General features: G+C 65.0%; 17 protein-coding genes and 1 pseudogene. 7 read left to right on the forward strand and 11 right to left on the reverse strand.

Going from position 1 to position 18,979, the window contains the following annotated elements:
- Positions 1 to 13 precede the first annotated feature (13 nt).
- From WS64_RS24625 to WS64_RS24650, 6 genes are all read left to right on the forward strand, one after another.
- Positions 14 to 2,326 carry a T6SS effector phospholipase Tle3 domain-containing protein gene (locus WS64_RS24625; RefSeq protein ID WP_081103914.1) on the forward strand — a complete coding sequence of 771 codons (2,313 nt, stop codon included), beginning with the start codon at positions 14 to 16 and terminating at the stop codon, positions 2,324 to 2,326.
- Positions 2,323 to 3,804, forward strand: a complete 1,482-nt coding sequence (locus WS64_RS24630) for a virulence factor (RefSeq protein ID WP_244166647.1) — start codon at positions 2,323 to 2,325, stop codon at positions 3,802 to 3,804. Before WS64_RS24625 ends, WS64_RS24630 begins: the two co-directional genes overlap by 4 nt.
- A gap of 65 nt (positions 3,805 to 3,869) precedes the next feature.
- On the forward strand, positions 3,870 to 5,213 hold the full coding sequence (locus WS64_RS24635; RefSeq protein ID WP_060967988.1) for a hypothetical protein: 1,344 nt from the start codon (positions 3,870 to 3,872) through the stop codon (positions 5,211 to 5,213).
- Between the two features lie 79 nt (positions 5,214 to 5,292).
- The gene (locus WS64_RS24640) at positions 5,293 to 5,550 is read left to right on the forward strand and encodes a PAAR domain-containing protein (RefSeq protein WP_060967989.1); all 258 of its coding nucleotides are present in this window, start codon (positions 5,293 to 5,295) and stop codon (positions 5,548 to 5,550) included.
- An 18-nt stretch (positions 5,551 to 5,568) separates the two neighbouring features.
- On the forward strand, positions 5,569 to 5,883 hold the full coding sequence (locus tag WS64_RS24645; RefSeq protein ID WP_060968579.1) for a TrfB-related DNA-binding protein: 315 nt from the start codon (positions 5,569 to 5,571) through the stop codon (positions 5,881 to 5,883).
- 155 nt (positions 5,884 to 6,038) lie between these two features.
- On the forward strand, positions 6,039 to 7,517 hold the full coding sequence (locus WS64_RS24650; protein ID WP_060967990.1) for an aminotransferase class V-fold PLP-dependent enzyme: 1,479 nt from the start codon (positions 6,039 to 6,041) through the stop codon (positions 7,515 to 7,517).
- Positions 7,518 to 7,614: 97 nt separating this feature from the next.
- On the opposite strand, the gene WS64_RS34555 is transcribed toward WS64_RS24650, so the two are convergent.
- The 5 genes from WS64_RS34555 to WS64_RS24670 all read right to left on the reverse strand — a co-directional run bounded on the left by WS64_RS34555 (position 7,615) and on the right by WS64_RS24670 (position 13,924).
- Positions 7,615 to 7,782 (reverse strand): hypothetical protein, encoded by a 168-nt coding sequence (locus tag WS64_RS34555; protein ID WP_226094112.1) that lies wholly within the window; start codon positions 7,780 to 7,782, stop codon positions 7,615 to 7,617.
- A gap of 135 nt (positions 7,783 to 7,917) precedes the next feature.
- Positions 7,918 to 8,349 (reverse strand): hypothetical protein, encoded by a 432-nt coding sequence (locus WS64_RS24655; protein ID WP_059640490.1) that lies wholly within the window; start codon positions 8,347 to 8,349, stop codon positions 7,918 to 7,920.
- A gap of 43 nt (positions 8,350 to 8,392) precedes the next feature.
- Positions 8,393 to 10,237: a S10 family serine carboxypeptidase-like protein gene (locus tag WS64_RS24660; protein ID WP_060967991.1), complete on the reverse strand. Its 1,845-nt coding sequence runs from the start codon at positions 10,235 to 10,237 to the stop codon at positions 8,393 to 8,395.
- Between the two features lie 703 nt (positions 10,238 to 10,940).
- Entirely contained in the window at positions 10,941 to 12,755 is a 1,815-nt protein-coding gene (locus WS64_RS24665) for an ExeM/NucH family extracellular endonuclease (RefSeq protein ID WP_059640494.1), read from the reverse strand.
- A gap of 227 nt (positions 12,756 to 12,982) precedes the next feature.
- Positions 12,983 to 13,924, reverse strand: coding sequence for a copper resistance D family protein (locus WS64_RS24670; RefSeq protein WP_060967992.1), 942 nt, complete (start codon positions 13,922 to 13,924; stop codon positions 12,983 to 12,985).
- A gap of 89 nt (positions 13,925 to 14,013) precedes the next feature.
- Here WS64_RS24670 and WS64_RS33485 point away from each other — a divergent pair.
- Positions 14,014 to 14,436 (forward strand): annotated as a pseudogene (locus WS64_RS33485) (zinc ribbon domain-containing protein); the annotation flags it as partial.
- 16 nt (positions 14,437 to 14,452) lie between these two features.
- On the opposite strand, the gene copC reads toward WS64_RS33485, so the two are convergent.
- The 6 genes from copC to WS64_RS24700 form a co-directional block, all read right to left on the reverse strand.
- Positions 14,453 to 14,833: a copper homeostasis periplasmic binding protein CopC gene (gene copC, locus WS64_RS24675; RefSeq protein WP_060968580.1), complete on the reverse strand. Its 381-nt coding sequence runs from the start codon at positions 14,831 to 14,833 to the stop codon at positions 14,453 to 14,455.
- A 14-nt stretch (positions 14,834 to 14,847) separates the two neighbouring features.
- Positions 14,848 to 15,195, reverse strand: coding sequence for a copper-binding protein (locus WS64_RS24680; RefSeq protein ID WP_059579844.1), 348 nt, complete (start codon positions 15,193 to 15,195; stop codon positions 14,848 to 14,850).
- A 66-nt stretch (positions 15,196 to 15,261) separates the two neighbouring features.
- Positions 15,262 to 16,557, reverse strand: coding sequence for a multicopper oxidase family protein (locus tag WS64_RS24685; RefSeq protein WP_060967993.1), 1,296 nt, complete (start codon positions 16,555 to 16,557; stop codon positions 15,262 to 15,264).
- Position 16,558: 1 nt separating this feature from the next.
- A complete protein-coding gene (locus WS64_RS24690) occupies positions 16,559 to 18,055 on the reverse strand; it encodes a TolC family protein (RefSeq protein WP_060967994.1) in 1,497 nt (498 codons plus the stop codon).
- Entirely contained in the window at positions 18,052 to 18,333 is a 282-nt protein-coding gene (locus tag WS64_RS24695; RefSeq protein WP_059640584.1) for a hypothetical protein, read from the reverse strand. The genes WS64_RS24690 and WS64_RS24695 overlap by 4 nt, the downstream gene beginning before the upstream one ends.
- Before the next feature lie 90 nt (positions 18,334 to 18,423).
- Positions 18,424 to 18,780 (reverse strand): hypothetical protein, encoded by a 357-nt coding sequence (locus WS64_RS24700; protein ID WP_060967995.1) that lies wholly within the window; start codon positions 18,778 to 18,780, stop codon positions 18,424 to 18,426.
- Positions 18,781 to 18,979: the final 199 nt, after the last annotated feature.

Below are 18,979 nucleotides of genomic sequence, written 5' to 3' on the forward strand. Positions count from 1 at the left end.
CGCAGGATTCCGGATGAATGATTCATCTCTCGATCCTCGACCGGAAGAGGACATCCGCACCAACGAGCACGCCGCGAAGGCCGACGTGCCCGACGCGGCCGCGTCGCGCCCGGAGCCACCGCAGATCGTCGTCGGCCGGACCGACGGGGTTGCGATGTGGACGAAAGACACCCGCCTGATCTGCGTCAAGCAAATGCCGTTGCCGGGTGTCGTCATCTTCGTGCATGGCGTGAACTCCGAAGGCGAATGGTTCGAGGCCGCCGAGCAGGGGCTGTGCGATGGCCTGAATCGCCGGCTCGGGCGGCTGGACGATCAGTTGAAGTATCACGGCATCGATGCCGGGCAACTGGTGCCGGCGAAGTACACGGAAAGCGTGACGCCGGATGGGTTTCTGAACCCGAAGCTTTGGTCCGGCAACTACATCAAATCCGACCCGTCCTTCTCTCCCGTCATTCATTTCCGATGGGGCTATCGGGCGACCGCCGCTGAGCTGAAAGAGTACGGCGACAAGATCTTCCTGAACGAGAAGGACTACTGGGGCGGCGGCCCGTTCACTAACGGTTGCGCGAGCCTGCCCGATCTCTGGCAAGGCGGCCTCGACGACCGCGCGGCCGGGTGGTTGACCGTCCAGGGGATCAACCCGACCAATCGACCGCTGTATCGCGCGCCACCCCGCGCATATGGCGTGCTCGCGGCGTTGCGCCTTGCGAAGCTGATCGAGTCGATTCGCCGCATGCAGGCCGACGTGCCTATCACCGTCGTGTGCCATAGCCAGGGCAACATCGTGGGCCTTACCGCGGCCTTCTTCGGCGATGCACTGCCCGATGTCGAAGATCCGTGGGGACGTAGCGGGCATTGCGTGGCGGATGCCTATGTACTGGCGAATGCGCCGTACAGCCTTGCGCGTGCGGACGGCCCAAATCCATCCGATACGTTCATGGATACCTGGTCGCAACGCGCGACCCGAGACGGTGGCGGCCGTCGCGGACGACAGACCTACACCGCCCGCACGAAAACGTTCGGCAAGTTTCTGTCGATCATCGGCACGCGGAAGGCCTACGAACTGCCCGCGGACAAGATCGATGAAGACATGGCGAACGAACGGGTATCGCCGACCAGCAAGAAGTCTTATGCGGCACAAGAGGATCGGATACGCCACGGCCTGAACGGATCGACGTATGGTCGCGTCACCGCGTATTGCTGTCCGCATGATCAGGTGATTTCGGCGGTCACGGTTCAAGGCATCGGCTGGCGCGGCATCGACAAGAACGAGCTGAACGATATCGGTGTCCCTGGCGTGCTGACGCAGCGCGTCTTTGCCTCCGGCTTCCGGGTTGGCGTGCAGAAACACTATCGGTATTGGGAAGACGACTGGCGGCATGGCAAAAAGGGAACGACGGCGGGATTCTGGTATCCGCCTTCACCGCCTGCCAAGTTCAATCTCATCGGTGCACTCAAGGGAAACGAGTCCGTGTTCGGGGTGGCGGCCACGCTTGCATCCGCGCCGATCATGTTTTTCGTCACCCAGATCAGCTCGGCATTGAACATGTTCCGCGTGAACGCCATTCCGCCGCAGGGATGGACCGTGGTGGCGGACGCGCCGGCACTCGACGAACCGTTCGCGCCGAAGGCGTTTCGGTTCGGCAAGCCCATCGAAACGAAGGACGGCAATGCGACAAGCGACTTCAACGAAGGCAACGATCCGCCGGCCGCATGGCGCGACGCAGGCAAAAGCGAGGCAGACAAGCGCGCGGACGATCCCTACGATCAGTACGAGGCGAAGAACGCGGACAGTGTCGCGCAAGGGACGGCAGAGAGCGAAGCCGGACAGCGTTATGAGGATCGCGCGTTGATGCGGATGGAGGCGCGGCGCACGCTGAATACGGAATGGCTCGATGGTGATGGCCACGTAATCGGCGAGGACGGCAAGAGCGAAATGCCGGAGGGCTACAAGGAATGGCGCGATCAGCAGATTGTCGATTGGCTCGATCGTGGCGCGACCAACAGCCCGACGAATCACTCCACGACGATGACGAATCCGAAGCATGCCGAAAAGGCGCTTGCGTACGATGTGGCGATCGGGGTTTGCTATCTGACGCCGGATCAACTCTACGACTTGCGGATTGAGGCGGATTGGAGAATGGGAGACGGTATTCCCGACGACAGCCCGAACAAGAAATACACAGAGTACTTTATACGCGGAAAGTTTGACGATCTATCGATACAGAGTTGGATCCATGAGGAGAACAGCGAAGGCAGAATGCCGACCGCGATCACGGACGAACGCGAAGGTCAGTTTTATCTGAAGGTCGGGGGTGCGGTATGAAGGTGCTGATCGTTACATGGCCGCGACGTGTTGCCGTTTCGGTCGGAGCATGGATCATCGCAGCCGTACTCATGGCCTCGCTGATGGCACACGTAGAACAACCGGACCCGACACAGTTGGAATTTGGAGATTGGATGAAGCGATTGGTAGTTGTACCAAGTTTGGTAGCGCTCATGGTGTTTCTGTTTACTACGGCCATGACCCGTTCCGCGCATTCCGCGCCAACCCCTGAGTTCGTAGCGAACTCAGCTCCGGCCGCCGCAGAGCCGGCGAAGCCATTTGTTGCCCAAGTTGTCGGTCTGATTTGGTTGAATCCATTGCAACGCATGGATTACCCGACCGAATGGCAGTTGTTGTGGACGCAAGGGCTTTCCGGGCCGAACAAGAATGACGATATGGTTCGCACCGACCCGCAGTCCTTTACTACTCTCCAATCGGTAGCAGGCATCGCATATGGCAACCGTGGAGCAGAAACATTTAGAGGGTTCTATCGCAAGTACATGACCAAGTTCCCGCTGCTGCTTCACTCACGCTACGCGAGCAACGCAAAATACTTCTACACGGTCAGCCCTGACGATAAAAAGAACTGGCGCGAGTTGGCTGGCATCCGTGTCGAGCTTGCAATTCCGGAACGACTTGACGCAGCCGAATCGCAAAGCTACTTGCAGGACTCGATCCGAAAGACGTTCTCGATCGGCAACCCACATTTTCCGACGATGTGGAGCCGCAATGCGCTCCCCGACGTACAAGTCACGCGAGGCGGTGCGAACGCCGGCTTCACATCGCTGAACAAAGCCCTGGACTACTTGCAGGCGAACCCCGACAAGAGCGTCTGGGCGATGAACTGGGACGCACCCAACTTCCCGCCCACGGACGCACAGATCAACGAGAACCTTGTCGTGCTGTTCCTCGCCGGCCCGACCTTCAACACCGAGCGTGAACCGCTCGCCTGGATCGGCAAGGCCGCAACCGGCAACACGCATGATTTTTCGCCGAAGGTCGGCACAACGCGCGCCGTGCAGGCGTGGAAGGCGACCATCGACCAAGCGGCGCGCAACGCCGGCATCGCGGCAACCGACGTCAACTACATCGTTCACGACGCAGGTAAAGGTAGCGACGCATCGTCGGCACGTCTTGCCGCGCTCGCGCAGACGTTGACGGAAATGCTTCCCGAATACGACCACCGCAAACAGACCTTCAACACGGCCGCCCTGCTCGGCGACATGGGAACCGGCAGCGCATTGACCGACGTCGCGCTCGCCATCGGCCGGATCAATCACTTCGGCGGCAACGCACTCGTCGCCGGCACGACCGACCCGGATCATCCGGTCGCGGTCGTTGTCCGGCCACCGTCGAAGCTCACGCTGATCGATCCCGACAAGGACTGGTTCCGCGCACGCGGCGGCAACAACGCCTACCTGCCGTGGTGGGGCCGCCGACACGATACGAATTACGGCATGCAGGGTTATTCATGGTGATGCACACCGGAACGACAGCGCGTTAAACGCGAACGTAGATGTTGTATCGAGCAGCAGGAGGTGGGATGAAACGATTTGTAGTTGTACCGAGTTTGATGGCACTTGTGGCGTTTCTGTTCTCGACGGCCATGATGCGCTCGGCGCATTCCGCAGCTGCCGCTGAACCAATAGCGAACGCAGCTCCCTCCGTCGAAGAGCCGGCGAAGCCATTCTTTGCCCAGGTCGTTGGACTCATTTGGTTGAATCCGTTGCAACGCATGGACTATCCGACCGAATGGCAATTGCTATGGACGCAAGGGCTTGTCGCACCGAACAAGAATGATGACATGGTGCGCACCGATCCAGAATCTTTCGCGAAGCTTCAATCGATTGGCGCGCTGGTATATGGCAACGAAGGCGCAGAAACATTCAGGGGCTTCTATCGCAAGTACATGACCAAGTTCCCGCTGCTGCTTCACTCACGCTACGCGAGCAACGCGAAGTATTTCTACACGGTCAATCCTGACGATAAAAAGAACTGGCGCGAGTTAGCCGGCATCCGTGTCGAGCTCGCAATTCCGGAGCGACTTGACGCAGCTGAATCGCAAAGCTACTTGCAGGACTCGATTCGAAAGACGTTCTCGATCGGCAACCCACGTTTCCCGACGATGTGGAGCCGCAATGCGCTCCCCGACGTACAAGTCACGCAAGGCGGTGCGAACGCCGGCTTCACATCGCTGAACAAAGCCTTGGACTACTTGCAGGCGAACCCTGACAAGAGCGTCTGGGTAGTGAACTGGGACGCGCCCAACTTCCCGCCCACGGACGCACAGATCAACGAGAATCTTGTCGTGCTGTTCCTCGCCGGCCCGACCTTCAACACCGAGCGTGAACCGCTCGCCTGGATCGGCAAGGCGGCAACCGGCAACACGCAGGATTTTCCGAAGAAGACCGGTACGACGCGAATCGTACAGGCCTGGAAGGCAACCATCGACCAAGCCGCACGCAACGCCGGCATCTCGGCCCCCGACCTCAACTACATCGTTCACGACGCAGGTAAAGGCAGCGACGCATCGTCGGCACGTCTTGCCGCGCTCGCGCAGACGTTGACGGAAACGCTTCCCGAATACGACCACCGCAAGCAGACCTTCAACACGGCTGCCCTGCTCGGCGACATGGGAACCGGCAGCGCATTGACCGACGTCGCGCTCGCCATCGGCCGGATCAATCACTTCGGCGGCAACGCACTCGTCGCCGGCACGACCGACCCGGAGCACCCGGTCGCGGTCGTTGTCCGGCCACCGTCGAAGCTCACGTCGATCGATCCCGACAAGGACTGGTTCCGCGCACGCGGCGGCAACAATGCCTACCTGCCGTGGTGGGGCCGCCGACACGATACGAATTACGGCATGCAAGGCTATTCATGGTGATGCACACCGGCACGGCAAATCGCTTCGTCCGAACGTGATCGCCGCGTCAGACCTCAAACCATTTGGAGGATGGAATCCCATGCGGGGAATTATCCGGGTAGAAGATACGCACACCCACGGCGGCCGGGTCGAATCCGGCGCCCGAACAAGCACGGTGATGGGGCGCGCGGTCGCGCGTATCGGCGACGCGTGCTCGTGTCCGATTCATGGCGCCTGCGAGATCGCCGAAGGCGACCCGAGCTTCGACATCGAAGGCCGGGCCGCCGCTTTCGACGGCCACAAGACTTCGTGCGGCGCGGAATTGATCTCGTCACTTCAACATTCGGGGCGGACCTGAATGCAAACGACCCGACGCATGACTGCCGAACAGTTCCGGCTGTTGCGGCTTCAGGATACGCGGACCAAGCCGCTGAACCAGTGGGCCTTGCACGAGATTTTCGTGAAAGGCAGATCCCAACGGGCGCTGGCCGCCGAACTCGGCATGACGGACTCCGCGATGTCGCAACTGGTGCGAAAAACCTGGCGGCGCTATCTGGAATTGCCCAGCAGCGCCACCCGCCTCACGACGCTCACGGTCACGATCCCGTCGAAGTACGAGCACGCGCTGCTGACGTGGGTGCGGGATGCACACCGGTTATCGACCCAATCCGGCCCCGATACGGCGACGTGATCGGGCCGGCGTGCTCATATAAAAACAAATTCCCCAATTTCGCAAATAAACAAAACGTTATTCCACGTTAGACCGAATCGTCAGCCAACTTTGGATCCTTTTTCCCTTCTGTCCCCCGTATCATTCCGTCACCACGCAATGAGCAAGAGACGGACATGAGCGACATCCCCCCGCTGCACTACCTCGACTACGCAGCCACGACCCCTGCCGACCCCCGTGTAATCGAAGCGATGACGGCCTGCCTCGGCTTCGACGGCATCTTCGGCAACCCCGCGTCCAGCTCGCACGCGGCCGGCCGACGGGCGAAAGACAAGGTCGAGCATGCCCGTGCGCAGGTCGCCGCGCTGATCGGCGCGGATGCCGACGAGATCGTCTGGACGTCGGGCGCCACCGAATCGAACAACCTCGCGCTGAAGGGCTATGCGGAAAACGCGACCGGCAAGCGCCACCTGATCACGAGCCGCCTCGAGCACAAGGCCATTCTCGACACGATGGCGAACCTGTCGAAGCACGGCACGCAGGTCACCTTCCTGGCGCCCGACGCGAACGGCGAAATCACCGCCGACGCAGTGGCGGCCGCGATCGGCCCCGACACGGGCCTCGTGTCGCTGATGCTCGTGAACAACGAGATCGGCACGCTGACCGACATCGGCGCGATCGCCCGCGTCGTCCACGCCGCCGGCGCGCTGCTTCACGTGGACGCCGCGCAGGCGCTCGGCAAGACGCCGATCGACGTGCGCGCGCTCGGCATCGACATGATGTCGATGTCCGCCCACAAGGTGTATGGCCCCAAGGGCATCGGCGCGCTGTTCGTCCGCCGCGAGATCGCGAGCCGGATCGCGCCGCAGATTCATGGCGGCGGCCACGAGCGCGGGCTGCGCTCGGGCACGCTCGCCACGCATCAGATCGTCGGCATGGGTGTAGCCTGCGAACTCGCCGCTGAAAAGCTCGACGGCGAGGCCGCGCGGATCGCGGCGCTCGGCGCGCGGCTCACCGGCGCGCTGTTCGCGCTCGGCGACGTCACGCAGAACGCGGCCGCCGCCCGCCGTATCCCGCACACGCTGAGCCTGACGGTGCATGCGCCGGGCTTCTTCCCGTTCATGCTCGGTGAAGCGCTTGCCGTGTCGTCCACCTCCGCATGCAACTCGACCAGCGGCGCACCGTCGCACGTGCTGACCGCGATCGGCCTCGATGCCGAAACGGCCGGGCGTACCGTACGCATCAGTTTCGGCCGTTTCACGACGGAAGAGGACGTCGACTTCGCGATCGCCTGTTTCACGCGGGCGATCGAGCAATGCCGGGCGGCGGCGGCGACCGGCTTCACCGCGTCGCGGCAGATCACGCCGGCCGACCTGAAGGCGATCCGCAATGCCGGCTTTCGCGCGGTGATCTGCAACCGGCCCGACGGCGAAGGCGCGGATCAACCGGCGTTCGAGGAGATCGCCGCCGCCGCGCGCGAACTGGGCATGGATGCGCGTTACCTGCCGGTCGAGCGCGACCGCATCGGCGAAGCGGAAATCGACGCGTTCGGCGCACTGGTCGACACGCTGCCGAAGCCCGTGCTCGCGTATTGCCGCAGCGGCAGCCGCTCCGGCCTGCTGTGGAATCGGCTGTCCGCTCGGCGCACGGCCTGAGCCGCCGCTGTCCCGCCATGACGCGTGACGACCCGCGTTCACGCACGAAGCCGATGCTTCGCTGCGTGGCCGCCGGGGGGCGCCCGTCACCTCCGCATCACGCCTCGTCATCGCCGTTTACCGGCGTATGGATCGCCAGCTTCAGCGCGGGATCGTCATTCTTCGCATAGAGATCGTGGCTCGTGTGAAACAGCGCGATCATCCGCGGCGCCTCGTCGGCCCGGCTTGCGGCGAACAGCGCACGCGCGTGCGGCGCCTCGAACATGTAGACAAGGATGTTGCGATCGACTGGCGCCGGCCCGTCACGTAGGCACGCCGCCGAAAATGCGCGACGAGCTGCGCGATGATCGGCGGCCCGCGCGAGGGAAAGCCGCGCCGGCCGCCGCCCTGCGTTGCTACGTCACTCGTCCTGCTGCTCCTGCTGCGCCTGCACCTGCCGCTGCCGGATGAACTGCCGTACATCGCTCATCGTCACGCGGCCGGTGTGCTTCGCATCGATCTCGTCGAAGTGCTGCGACACGAAGCCGAGCCCGCTGCTCTGCGCCTGCGCCTTCGTCACGGCCGCGCCGTTGCTCAGCACGGTATTGCCGCCGAGCCGCGCGTCGACGCGCTGCTGCGCCTGCTGCTGCAGGGCCGCGCCGGTCGACGGCAACACCGGCGCCGCCCGCGTGGCGGGGAAGAACGGGCCGTCGACGCCGCGCCCGCCGTGCGGCAGCTTCACCGGCGCCACCGCCTGCGGCGGCAACGCGTAGGCACTGCTCGTCACGGCACCGAGCACGATCAACGGGGACATACGCCGCATCAATTGGATTAGGGACATGATCGCTCGCATTCAATGGATGAATAGAGGGTTCCTTTGACAAGGAGTCCGTCGCTCAGGGGGCGGCGGCCAGCGTCGTCGCCGCTATCGCGCCCGGCGCGCTGCCGGTCGGTACGCCCGGCGGGTTTTCGTCCGGCCACGGCGGCGGCAGCGTATGCAGCGTCAGCGCCGTCGGAATCCGCGCGCCCTTGTAGAACGTCTGCAAGTCCCGCTTCATCTGCGGACGGGCAACGTCGTCCAGATAGATCATGTGGCCGCCCTGGAAGAAGTTCACCTGCAGCTTCGGATTCAGGCCCTTCACCGTCTGCAGCCGCGCGAGTTGCTTCTCGGTGTTGAAGAACGGCGTCGCGAGATCGTGGTAGCCGTTCTCCGCGAGCACGCGCAGCTTCGGGTTGAGCTGCAGCGCACCGAGCAGATCGGGGATCGTGTCGGGCATCGGCTGGCCGTCGTGCGAGAAATCCCAGACGCCGATGATGTCGTCGTTCAGCGGCAGGTACGTCGCGTTCGGGGCCGTATAGCCGAGATAGTCCGGCATCTGCGTCGCGAGCGCGTTCGTGAACGGCTGCGAGATCAGGATGTCGGACGGATCGCCGTCGGTCTGCAGCCGCGGGTCCGAATTCGGCAGCGACACGCGCCCGTCGTACCGGCCGATCGTCGCGCCGGGCATCAGGCTCGTGCCGAACGGATTCGCGTTGAAGTAGTCGCGCAGCGCCCGCTGCGTGAGGCTCGACGGAATCGACCACAGCCTGAGCGTCGCATCGCTCGGGAACACCGGCGTGCCGAGCGCATCCGGAATGCCGAGCTGGCTCAACACCCACGACTGCGAATACTTCTGCAACTGGCTGTAGATCAGCGTCGTGAACAGTTCCGTCTGCAGTGCGTACAGATCCTGGTTCACCGGCGCCGGCGACACCTGGTTGAAGTACGCCGCGACCGCCGCGTAGCCGGGCAGGTAGCCGGCCACCGTATCGGTATCGAGCAGCAGCCCCTCGGTCGACTGCGTGATCGCCACCGCTTCCACCGCGTCCGCGAAGTAGTTGAGGATCGACGACTGCAGCACGATGCCCGTCAGGTGCACGCCGGCCGATTCGAGCGCGAGCGCGAGCATGTCGGTACGCGGCGTGCCGTACGATTCGCCGTACAGGTAGATCGGCGACGTGCCGCGGCCGTTGACGTTCAGGTAGCGCTGGATGAAGTCGCGCATGATGTTCACGTCCACGTCGGAGCCCCAGTACTTCTGGTTGGTGTTCGGCAACACGGCTTCGGACAGCCCGGTGCCGGGCGGGTCGATGAACACGAGGTCGGTGGTGTCGATCAGGCTGTCCGCATTGTCGACGAGCGGATAGTTCGGCCAGTTGGTGCCGAACAGCGGATCGGGCGTGGCCACGCGGGTTGGCGCAAACGAGCCGAGCCGCAGCCAGATCGACGACGAGCCGGGCCCGCCGTTGTAGACGAACGTGACCGGGCGCGGCTTGCCGTTGGTGCTGGGCGCCGTGTACGCGACATACGACATCGACGCCTCCGGATTGCCGTTCGCATCCTGCGCGGTCAGGTGGCCGGTGGTCGTCGTGTAGTCGATCGTCTTGCCGCCGCCTTTCCACTGGTAATGCATGACGGCCGCTTTCTCGGACACCTGCGACGGCGCGAGGCCATCGGTCGCGTTCATCGAGTACGCGACCGGGTCGACGTACGGCTGGTTGGCCGCCGCCTGGGTGCCGGCCGCCTGCGCGCTGGCCTGCTGGCTCGCGGTGGCCTGCGCGAGGCTCGACGCGCCGACGGACGACGAATCGTCGCCGCCGCATGCCGCGAGCGCCAGCGTCATGGCGGTCAATGCGCCTAGCCCGGCCAGCCGGCCGCGACGGATACGGCGGCTGCCGGTATTGCTCTTGTCTGGTTTCATCTCTTTCCTTCGGCTTCGGATACCGCATCACAAAGGCCGCCAACGCCCGCGACACGCGCAGGCCTACCCCGCGACTCGCGTTGCAAGGTCGGCAGTCGGCGGTTGGGAATGGGACTTCTCAGAGACTGAACTTGATACAGACACAGCAAACTGCTGGCGAGAATGATGCCCGGACGCGCCCCCTGCAGTTTGGCCAACTTTTGTATTACCGAAATTTACGACATGACAAAAATAGGCGGTGCTGCGCCGCGTTGTCAAAGATCATTCGGATATTAAAAATCCCGCGATGATGCGAAGGGCAGATAGTGTCTGGGATTTGAAAGAAAACGGAATTATTCGTGCAAGGTGGGCTTTATCGGCTATGTCGCGCCGACTATTTTACTTTTTCAGCACGACGCAGAAGCCGCTTCCCGTATTGACGCAACGCATCGAAAGCCTTCATATCGACAGGATCATTCTTTCAATTTTATTATCGCCAATCGATTAAGACGATGCAGCATCATGCACACGCCATTCGATGATTCTTTCCACTTCAATCGCGTTTCAATCGAAGTGCCGATGTGCACCGCGTCATCCATAAAATACCGGCTCGACTAATTATTCACGGCATTATTTACCCGGTATTCGAACGGCTTTCCGGGACGGGCGCGACGCGCGGCATTGCCGCACATCGCGCCCGTCGTCGCAAAGACTCAAACCACGATTACTTCCCGCCGCCCGGCAGCGCGATATCGATCAGCACCGGATCGTGATCCGACGAACGATACGCATCGGCCGCGTAGAACGTCTTCTGCTGCTCGGCCGACTTGTACGCGAGCGTGTATTGCAGCGCGAGCGGCTCGTCCGCGTTGATGTGCCATTCGTGCACGGCCTTCACGTGCGACGCGAGCGGCAGCGTCGCGAGCGCGTGGTCGAGATAGCCGGCTTCGCCGTTGTACACGTAGCTGTACGCGTTCGCGCCGATCCAGCGCGCGACGAGGTTGCGATAGCCGCGCGATTCGAGCGTGCGGATCGGGTCTTCGTACGTGTAGCTGTTGAAGTCGCCGATCAGCAGCACGCCCTGACTCTTGACGCCCGTCGGGTTGCCGGCCAACCAGTCGGCCACCTTCGCCGCCGCGCGCGTGCGCGTCGGGTTCCAGCAGCCCTGGCCATCGCCCTGGTCGAGATCGTCGTTCGCGGCGTCCGGGCAGTTCTTCGACTTCAGGTGGTTCACGGCCACCGTCAGCGCCTGCTTGTTACCGCCGACCAGCCGGAACGACTGCGCGAGCGGTTGGCGGTTCTTGTCGTCGATCGCGAGCGTCGCCGCGCGGCCGACCGGTTCGACCTTGCGGCTGTCGTAGATCATCGCGACCGCGATCGCATCGCCGCCGAGCCGCGACGTGCCCGGATCGACCACGCGCCACTGATTGCCGAGCTTCGCCGCGAGCTGGCGCACTGCGCTCAATTCGCCGTAGCCGTTGTTCTGGATTTCCATCAGGCCGATCACGTCGGCGTCGATGGCCTTCAGCGCGCTGACGATCTTCGCTTCCTGGCGCTGGAATTCCTGGAACGTCTTCGCGCCGCGGTTGTCCGGATCGTCGAAGCCTCCGCCGAGACCGTTGCCGTTGAAGTAGTTGAGCACGTTGAACGACGCGACGCGCAGGTTCGATTTCGGGTCGCGCGCGGGTGCGTTGGTGCGCGGGTTCTCGCGCTTGTCGAACGCCGGCACGGCCGCGCCCGGCAGCGGCTGCACGCGCCATGCGCCGTAACGCACTTCGAGCACGCCCTCGACGTCGCGCACGGTGTAGCCCGCGCGCAGCGTGTTCGCGGCCGACAGGCCCGGCGCCGGATACGGCACGGTCGCGGGGTTCTGCTTGTTCGAGCCGTCGTCGAGGATCAGACGGTTGCGCGCATTCGCGTCGATCTGCGTCTGCGCCTGCGCGGGCGGCACGACGCTCGTCGGCGTACGCAGGCGGCCGTTGCTGAGCATCACGCTGCCGTAGCGCCCAAGCTCGTAGTTGTCGGTGACGCTCAGCGTCTGCGGCAGGCGCACGCGCATCCCTTCGTATGCGGCGAACGCGTTCGGGCCGTCGACCGGCAGCGTGAGCGTCGCGGGCGTCACAGTCTGGCCGTTCGCGCACACCGCGATCGCGCCCGACAGCGTGAGCTGCGTCTGCCCGTATTTCTCCTCGACCTTGCCCGTCACGTGCACGAGATCGCCGGCCTTCGCACGCACCTTCGGCGCATAGACGAACAGGCCTTCGGACACGCCCGGCTGGTTGCGGCGCTGCGCGTCGGCCTGCTGGACGAAGAAGCCGCCAAAGCCGTCCGTGCCGCCGAAATCGGCGGTGACGACGGCCTCGATCGACGCGTTCTGACCGGCGAGCGGCGACGGCGCACCCGGCCCCTGGATATCGGCGATCGGCGTCGTGCTGCCGCCGCAGTTCGGGCTGACGGGCGCGGCGGTGGCGCCGAATACCGGCGCGGCGAACGTCGGGAGCAGCAATAGCGGGGCAAACAGGCGGATTGTCGAGCGCATGGCGGGAATCCCGGTTGTGAGGGTGGCGAAAGCTTAGCGGCGCTCAATGACAGTTTTTGGTAATCGCGAGACAGGCGTATGTAATTATCGCTATCGCGCTGAGATCGCCACCGACCGCGCGTTTACCCCGGAAAAAGCGGGGGTGCGTCTGACGAAAATTCGCCGCGCCCATGACGATTGCCCCGCCCGCCTTCGCTGCCACGACAGCGCAGCGTCGCGCCGTCGCACTACACCGTGCCCGGCAGCGCGCTCGACACGAGCACGGCCGCAACCATCAGCACGCCGCCGAGCGCCACCGCCTCGATCCGCAACACGGCGCCGAACCGTTTCAACGAACTGGCCGGCATCGGGGCTGCCGGATCCTTCAGTGCGGCCAACAGATTCGGCATCCCGAAGAAGCGGTTATGTCCGCCGAGCGCCGCCGCGATCAGCACGAGCGCAAGCTTCATCAGCAGGATCTGCCCGTACGTCGACGCGAGCAGATTGGCGGGCGTATCGACGCCTCGCCAGCCGTTGTACGCGCCGGTCGCGAACAGCACGATCAACGTGTAGGTCGACGTATCGGACAGCGACTGCACGAACGACGCGCCGGTCGTGCGTTCGCTCGCGGGCATCGCGGCAAGCCTCGGCATCACGCCGAATGCCGTCACGAGCACGAGCCCGACCCACGCGCTGATCGCCAGCAGATGCAGCCAGTCGATCCACACCGGTACGCTGAACAGGCCTGCGTCCACCGGATGTCCGCCGTTGCTGCGTGTGAGCGCGACGCAGGCGAGCGCGGCCCACATCGCGAACGGCAAGCGCGTATCGTTCGCGCGCCGGATAAACGACAGCACCACGACGACGAGCATGAACACCGCACCGACCAGCCACGCATGACCGAACCCCGTACCCGCGAGCATCGCGCGGACGGCCGGCCCCGCTTCGAGCAACGACACCTCGCTCATCAGCGCGCAATGCGCCCAGAACGCGGTGACGCTCGCGAGCAGCGATACGACGGACGCGATGCGCAGCGTCGCGACGAGCCGCCGCCCGACGCCGTGCTGCCACGCGGACGCGCCGCGCGCGAGCCAGTGGCGCGCCAGCAGCGCACCGACGACGACCGCGAACCCGGCGTTCTGGATCGCCACCCCCACGAGCCGCAGCAGGCCGACGATACCGTCGTTCATCAGTTGCTCCGAGAAACCCCGTCCGTCAGGACGGGAAAGAAAGGATCGCCGTTGACGGACAGCTTCTTCCACGGGTTAGGATCACCGACATGATCCTTGTCTACCGCTACCGCGTGAAGTCGCTCAACGGACTGCTCAACAAGCAGAGCGGCGCGGTGAACTACGTCTGGAACTTCTGCAACGACACGCAGAAGCACGCGCTCAAGTGGGGCAAGAAGTGGCCGACGGGCTTTGACCTGAACATGCTCACCACTGGCAGCAGCAAGACGCTCGGCATCCACTCCGGCACGATCAACGCGACGTGCGAGCAATATGCGAAGTCGCGCAGCCAGCACCGTCGGCCCTACCTGCGCTATCGCGGCAGCACGACGCGGCCGAAAGGTATCGCGGGACTGAGAATAAGAGAGTGGGCCTGCAGTGACTGTGGTGTCGAGCATGATCGAGATACCAACGCTGCGTTGAACATTCTTCGATGCGGACGTGCATCGCCAGGTGTGGGAATCTTCTCCCTTCAGGGAGAGGAGGACGTCAATCCTTCACCCGGAATGTGTAGCTACCCTTCGTACGATGCGCGTCGGCCGTCATCGCCGCCCACTGCACCCTATACGCGCCCGCCGCGAGCTTCGGTATCGCGACGGTCATCACGCGCGGGTTCGACGCATCGACCTTCGCCTTGTCCTGCGTGGCGGCGTTGCCGTTCGCGTCGGACACCTTCACCGAGCTGAATGCCGGTTCGAGATCTTCGTTGAACGTGAGCCGCACCGTGTCGGGCGCGGTGTCGACCGTGCCGCCGGCCGCCGGTACGGCGCTTTCGAGCTTGCCGTGCGCCGACGCCGCGACCGGTGCGACCGCGAAAAGGGCGGCGGCCGCGGTGAAGCCGGCCAGCCGGTTGAGCATCGAGATCTTCATGTTCGCGCTCCGCATCACGGCTTCTTCAGTTCGACGACGGTCAGCGCGCCGTTCACGTCCTCGGCGACGAAGTCGACCGTATCGCCCGCCTTCACCTGCGACAGCATCGCCGGGTCCTTCACCTTGAACACCATCGTCATCGCGTCCATCCCGAGGTTCTCCAGCGGGCCGTGCTTGATCGTCAGCTTGCCGGCCGCCGTGTCGACCTTGCGGATCTCGCCGTGCGACATGCGCGCCGCCGCGGCGGCGCCCTGCTTCGCGCTCGCGCCCATGTCCATGCCGGCCATGTCGCCGGCCGCGTACGACGCGGCCGGGAACGCCAGCGCGCAACCCGTCGCCATCAAAACCAGTCCCTTCTTCATCATGTCGACTCCCTTGTGAGTGAATGGAAACCGGCGGCCGCATCGGCGCGGCCGCCGCGTGCTGCTTCATCCGTCCGGCAATTCGCCGGTGTATTCGTACGCGACGGTGCCCTTCGGATGCCGGAACCAGCCCGGATCGCGATAGTCGTTGCGCCCAAGCCCCTGCCGCACCTTGAGCACCGTGAACATGCCGCCCATCTCCAGCGGCCCGAACGGGCCCGTGCCGGTCATCATCGGCAGCGTGTTGTCGGGCAGCGGCATTTCCATGCCGCCCATCGCGCCGCCCGTGCTGCCCATCGCCATGTAGTCGGGCACGAGCTTGCCGATCCGCTTCGCGAGGTCCTTCTGCGGCACGCCGATCAGGTTCGGCACCTGGTGGCCCATCGCATTCATCGTGTGGTGCGACTTGTGGCAATGGAACGCCCAGTCGCCCGGACGATCGGCGGTGAACTCGATCGCGCGCATCTGGCCCACCGCGACGTCGGCCGTCACTTCGGGCCAGCGTGCGGCCGGCGGAATCCAGCCGCCGTCGGTGCCCGCGACTTCGAAGCTGTAGCCGTGCAGGTGGATCGGGTGATTCGTCATCGTCAGGTTGCCGAAACGAATCCGCACGCGATCGCCCGCGCGCACCGGCAACGGATCGATGCCGGGGAACACGCGCGAGTTGAAGGTCCACATGTTGAAGTCGGTCATCTCGTTCACGCGCGGCGTGTAGCTGCCCGGGTCGATGTCGTACGCGGCGAGCAGGAACACGAAATCGCGGTCGACCGGCATCGTGCCGCGATCCTTCGGATGCACGATGAACATGCCCATCATCCCCATCGCCATCTGCACCATCTCGTCGGCGTGCGGGTGATACATGAACGTGCCGTGCGCTTCGAGCCGGAACTCGTAGACGAACGTCTTGCCCGGCGGGATATGCGGCTGCGTGAGGCCGCCGACGCCGTCCATCCCATTCGGCAGCCGCAGCCCGTGCCAGTGGATCGTCGTGTGCTCGGGCAGCCGGTTGGTCACGAAGATGCGAACCTTGTCGCCTTCGACGGCCTCGATCGTCGGGCCCGGCGACTGGCCGTTGTAGCCCCACAGGTTCGCGTTCATGCCGGGCGCCATCTCGCGCACGACGGGCTCGGCCGTCAGGTGGAACTCCTTCCAGCCGTTCTTCATCCGCCACGGCAGCGACCAGCCGTTCAGCGTCGCGACGGGCGTGTACGGGCGGCCGTTGGGCGGCACGAGCGGCGGCTGCGTGCCGGCTTTCGCCATCGTGGGCGCTTCGGGCAGCGACGCGGCGCCGGCCCGGCTGACCATCGCCGCACCGAGCAGCGCGGCGCCCGAGCCGCTGAGAAATTGTCGACGGGACACCATGTCAATGACCTTCCGGATGCGGTTGCGTGGCGGGCGCCGACGGCGCCGCGGGAGTGGAAGCCGGCTGCGGCGCGGCGTCGGGTTTTGCAGCGGATGCGGATGCGGCGGAATGCGTCGCGCGCGGCACGGCATCCGACGACGGCAACCGGCCGCCGACGGCCATCTGCAGATCGGTTTCGGCGAGCCAGTAGTCCTTCAGCGCATCGATGTAGCCGTTGACTGCGCCGACCTGTTCGCGCGCATCGGTCAGCAGCTCGAACACGCTCGCGAGCATCCCGTTGTAGCGCAGCAGCAGTTCGTCGGAGATCGTCTTGCGCAGCGGCACGACTTCATCGCGGTAGTGCGTGGCGACGTCGTAGCTCGTCACGTACGCCGCGTACGATTCGCGCACTTCGGAGCGGGCATCGATGGCGGTTTTCGCGAGTCGGTTCGCGGACTGCATGTAGATTGCCTCGGCGCGCGCGACCTTCGCGCCGCCCCAGTCGAACAGCGGAATCTCGACGCTGATCTCGTAGCCGTGCTCGTGGCCCTTGCCGGTTTCGTAGTCGTTCACGTAGCCGAGCTCGACCGCGTTGACGAAGCGCGTGGCCTTGCTGAGGCCAAGCGAAGACGCGACGCCTTGCGTCTGCAATTTCGCCGCCTGGATGTCTAGGCGGTTGCTCATCGCGAAGCGTTCGAGATCGGGCAGGTCCGGGCGCGCCTTCGGCAAATCCGGCAAGCGTTCGGGCAGCGTGTACCGCGTGCGTTCGCCCCACAGCCCCATCGCGCGGGTGAGCCTCTCGCGTGCGGCGACGGCCTGCTGGCGCGCCTTCGCCTGCTGCGCGACCGCGTCGGCGTGAAACGCCTGTTCGCGTGCATGGTCGAGCCGGCTGAAGTTGCCGGCCTGCCGCATGCGCAGCGCGAGTTCGGCGGCCGCGCTGGCGGCCTCACGCACCTGCCGCGCATAGTTCGCGGCCTGCTCGGCGGCGACGGCCTCGACATACGCGCGGCGCGCGTCGGCCGCGACCTTCAGCATCGCGTCGGCCGTTTCGAGCTTGGTCTGCTCGAAGCGGCGGCGTTCGATATGCGTCGCGAGCGGCATCGTCAGCAGCGCGAACACGTTCGCCGAGAACGTGCGGCCGAGCGTCAGCTCGCCGTCGCCGGCACGCGTGCGGCTGAATGCGAAGCGCGGGTTCGGCAGCCGGCCGGCCTGCACGAGGTCGGCCTCCGACAGCCCGAGTTCCGCGTACGACGCCTGCAGGCCGCGGTTGTTCAGCAGCGCGATTTGCACCGCATCGTCCATCGACAGCGGTTTCGCGAGCAATTCCGCCGTCCGCCGGTCAACGGCTTCGCGGTCGGCGTCGGTCCGCACAGCCACCGCCTCCTTGCCGATGCGCTCGGATGCGACGGACGACACGGCGTCGAAGCCGCCGTCCTTCGAAAACGTCGTGCAGCCCGCGAGGATCGCCAGCACGACCGCGGCCGCGCCGATCCTCGGCGATATCGCGAGCGTCGTCATCGCGCGGCCCCGCCGTGTGTCGAATGGGCCGCGCCGTTGCCGGCCGCGGCGCCGCTCGTGCGCCCTTTCGCGGGCCGTTCCGTCACGTCCCGGTTCAGTTGCTGCCAGCCCGGGCCTGCGTCGTCCCGATACGGCCGGTAGCCGTCGAACGCGGACGTCACGGTGACGTCCGGCACCGACGCGGCGGCGTCGGCCGGATCGGGAAACGGGGTTTGCGCCGGCGCGAGCGACGGCGCAAGGGCCGCCGCGCTCCAGAGCGCCGCAATGATCAATCGCATGAACATGTCTCGTCGTCAGTCGTCCGGCGCGGCGCGATGCGTCGGCCGGAGCAAATAGCGGGATCGCGGCGGGTCCGCCGCGGGCAGGAGCTAGACGGGCATTCGGCGCGGCGGCCGGTCGATGCCGCCGGTCAGGAACGACACGTCCCCGGCCGAACGCGGCGGCGCGACGATCGTGACGCCGACGCTCGCCGCGGCGGGCACCGCGGGCGCGCCCGACATGGCCGCGCCGAAGCAGCAGGACACGCACGCGGCGCACGACGTCGCATGCCGCGCGTGGTCGCCGTGATCGTGATGCCCGTCCTGCGCGGCCGGTAACGTGGGCGGCGTGCTGTCCCCATGCGACACGGCGGCGCCCGCGCATGGCATCGACACAGCCGCGAACGACTGGATCGGCAGGCTCAGCGCGAGCAACACGACGAGAACGAATGTGCGCCAGTACGACATGGAAGCGAAATCGGGACAGCGACCGTTGGGCCGGTGCGGCGCACGACGGCGCGCTCCGGGGACAAGACGGCCGCAGCTTAGCGCCGCCGCGGTGACGACGAGATGGCCGAACCATGACCGGTTTTTCATGACAATTCCGTCATCCGCCGGTCATCCTTCGCGCACGCGCGACGCCGTACGCTCTGGCGTTACACTGACC

Source organism: Burkholderia anthina, assembly GCF_001547525.1.
GTDB lineage: Bacteria > Pseudomonadota > Gammaproteobacteria > Burkholderiales > Burkholderiaceae > Burkholderia > Burkholderia semiarida.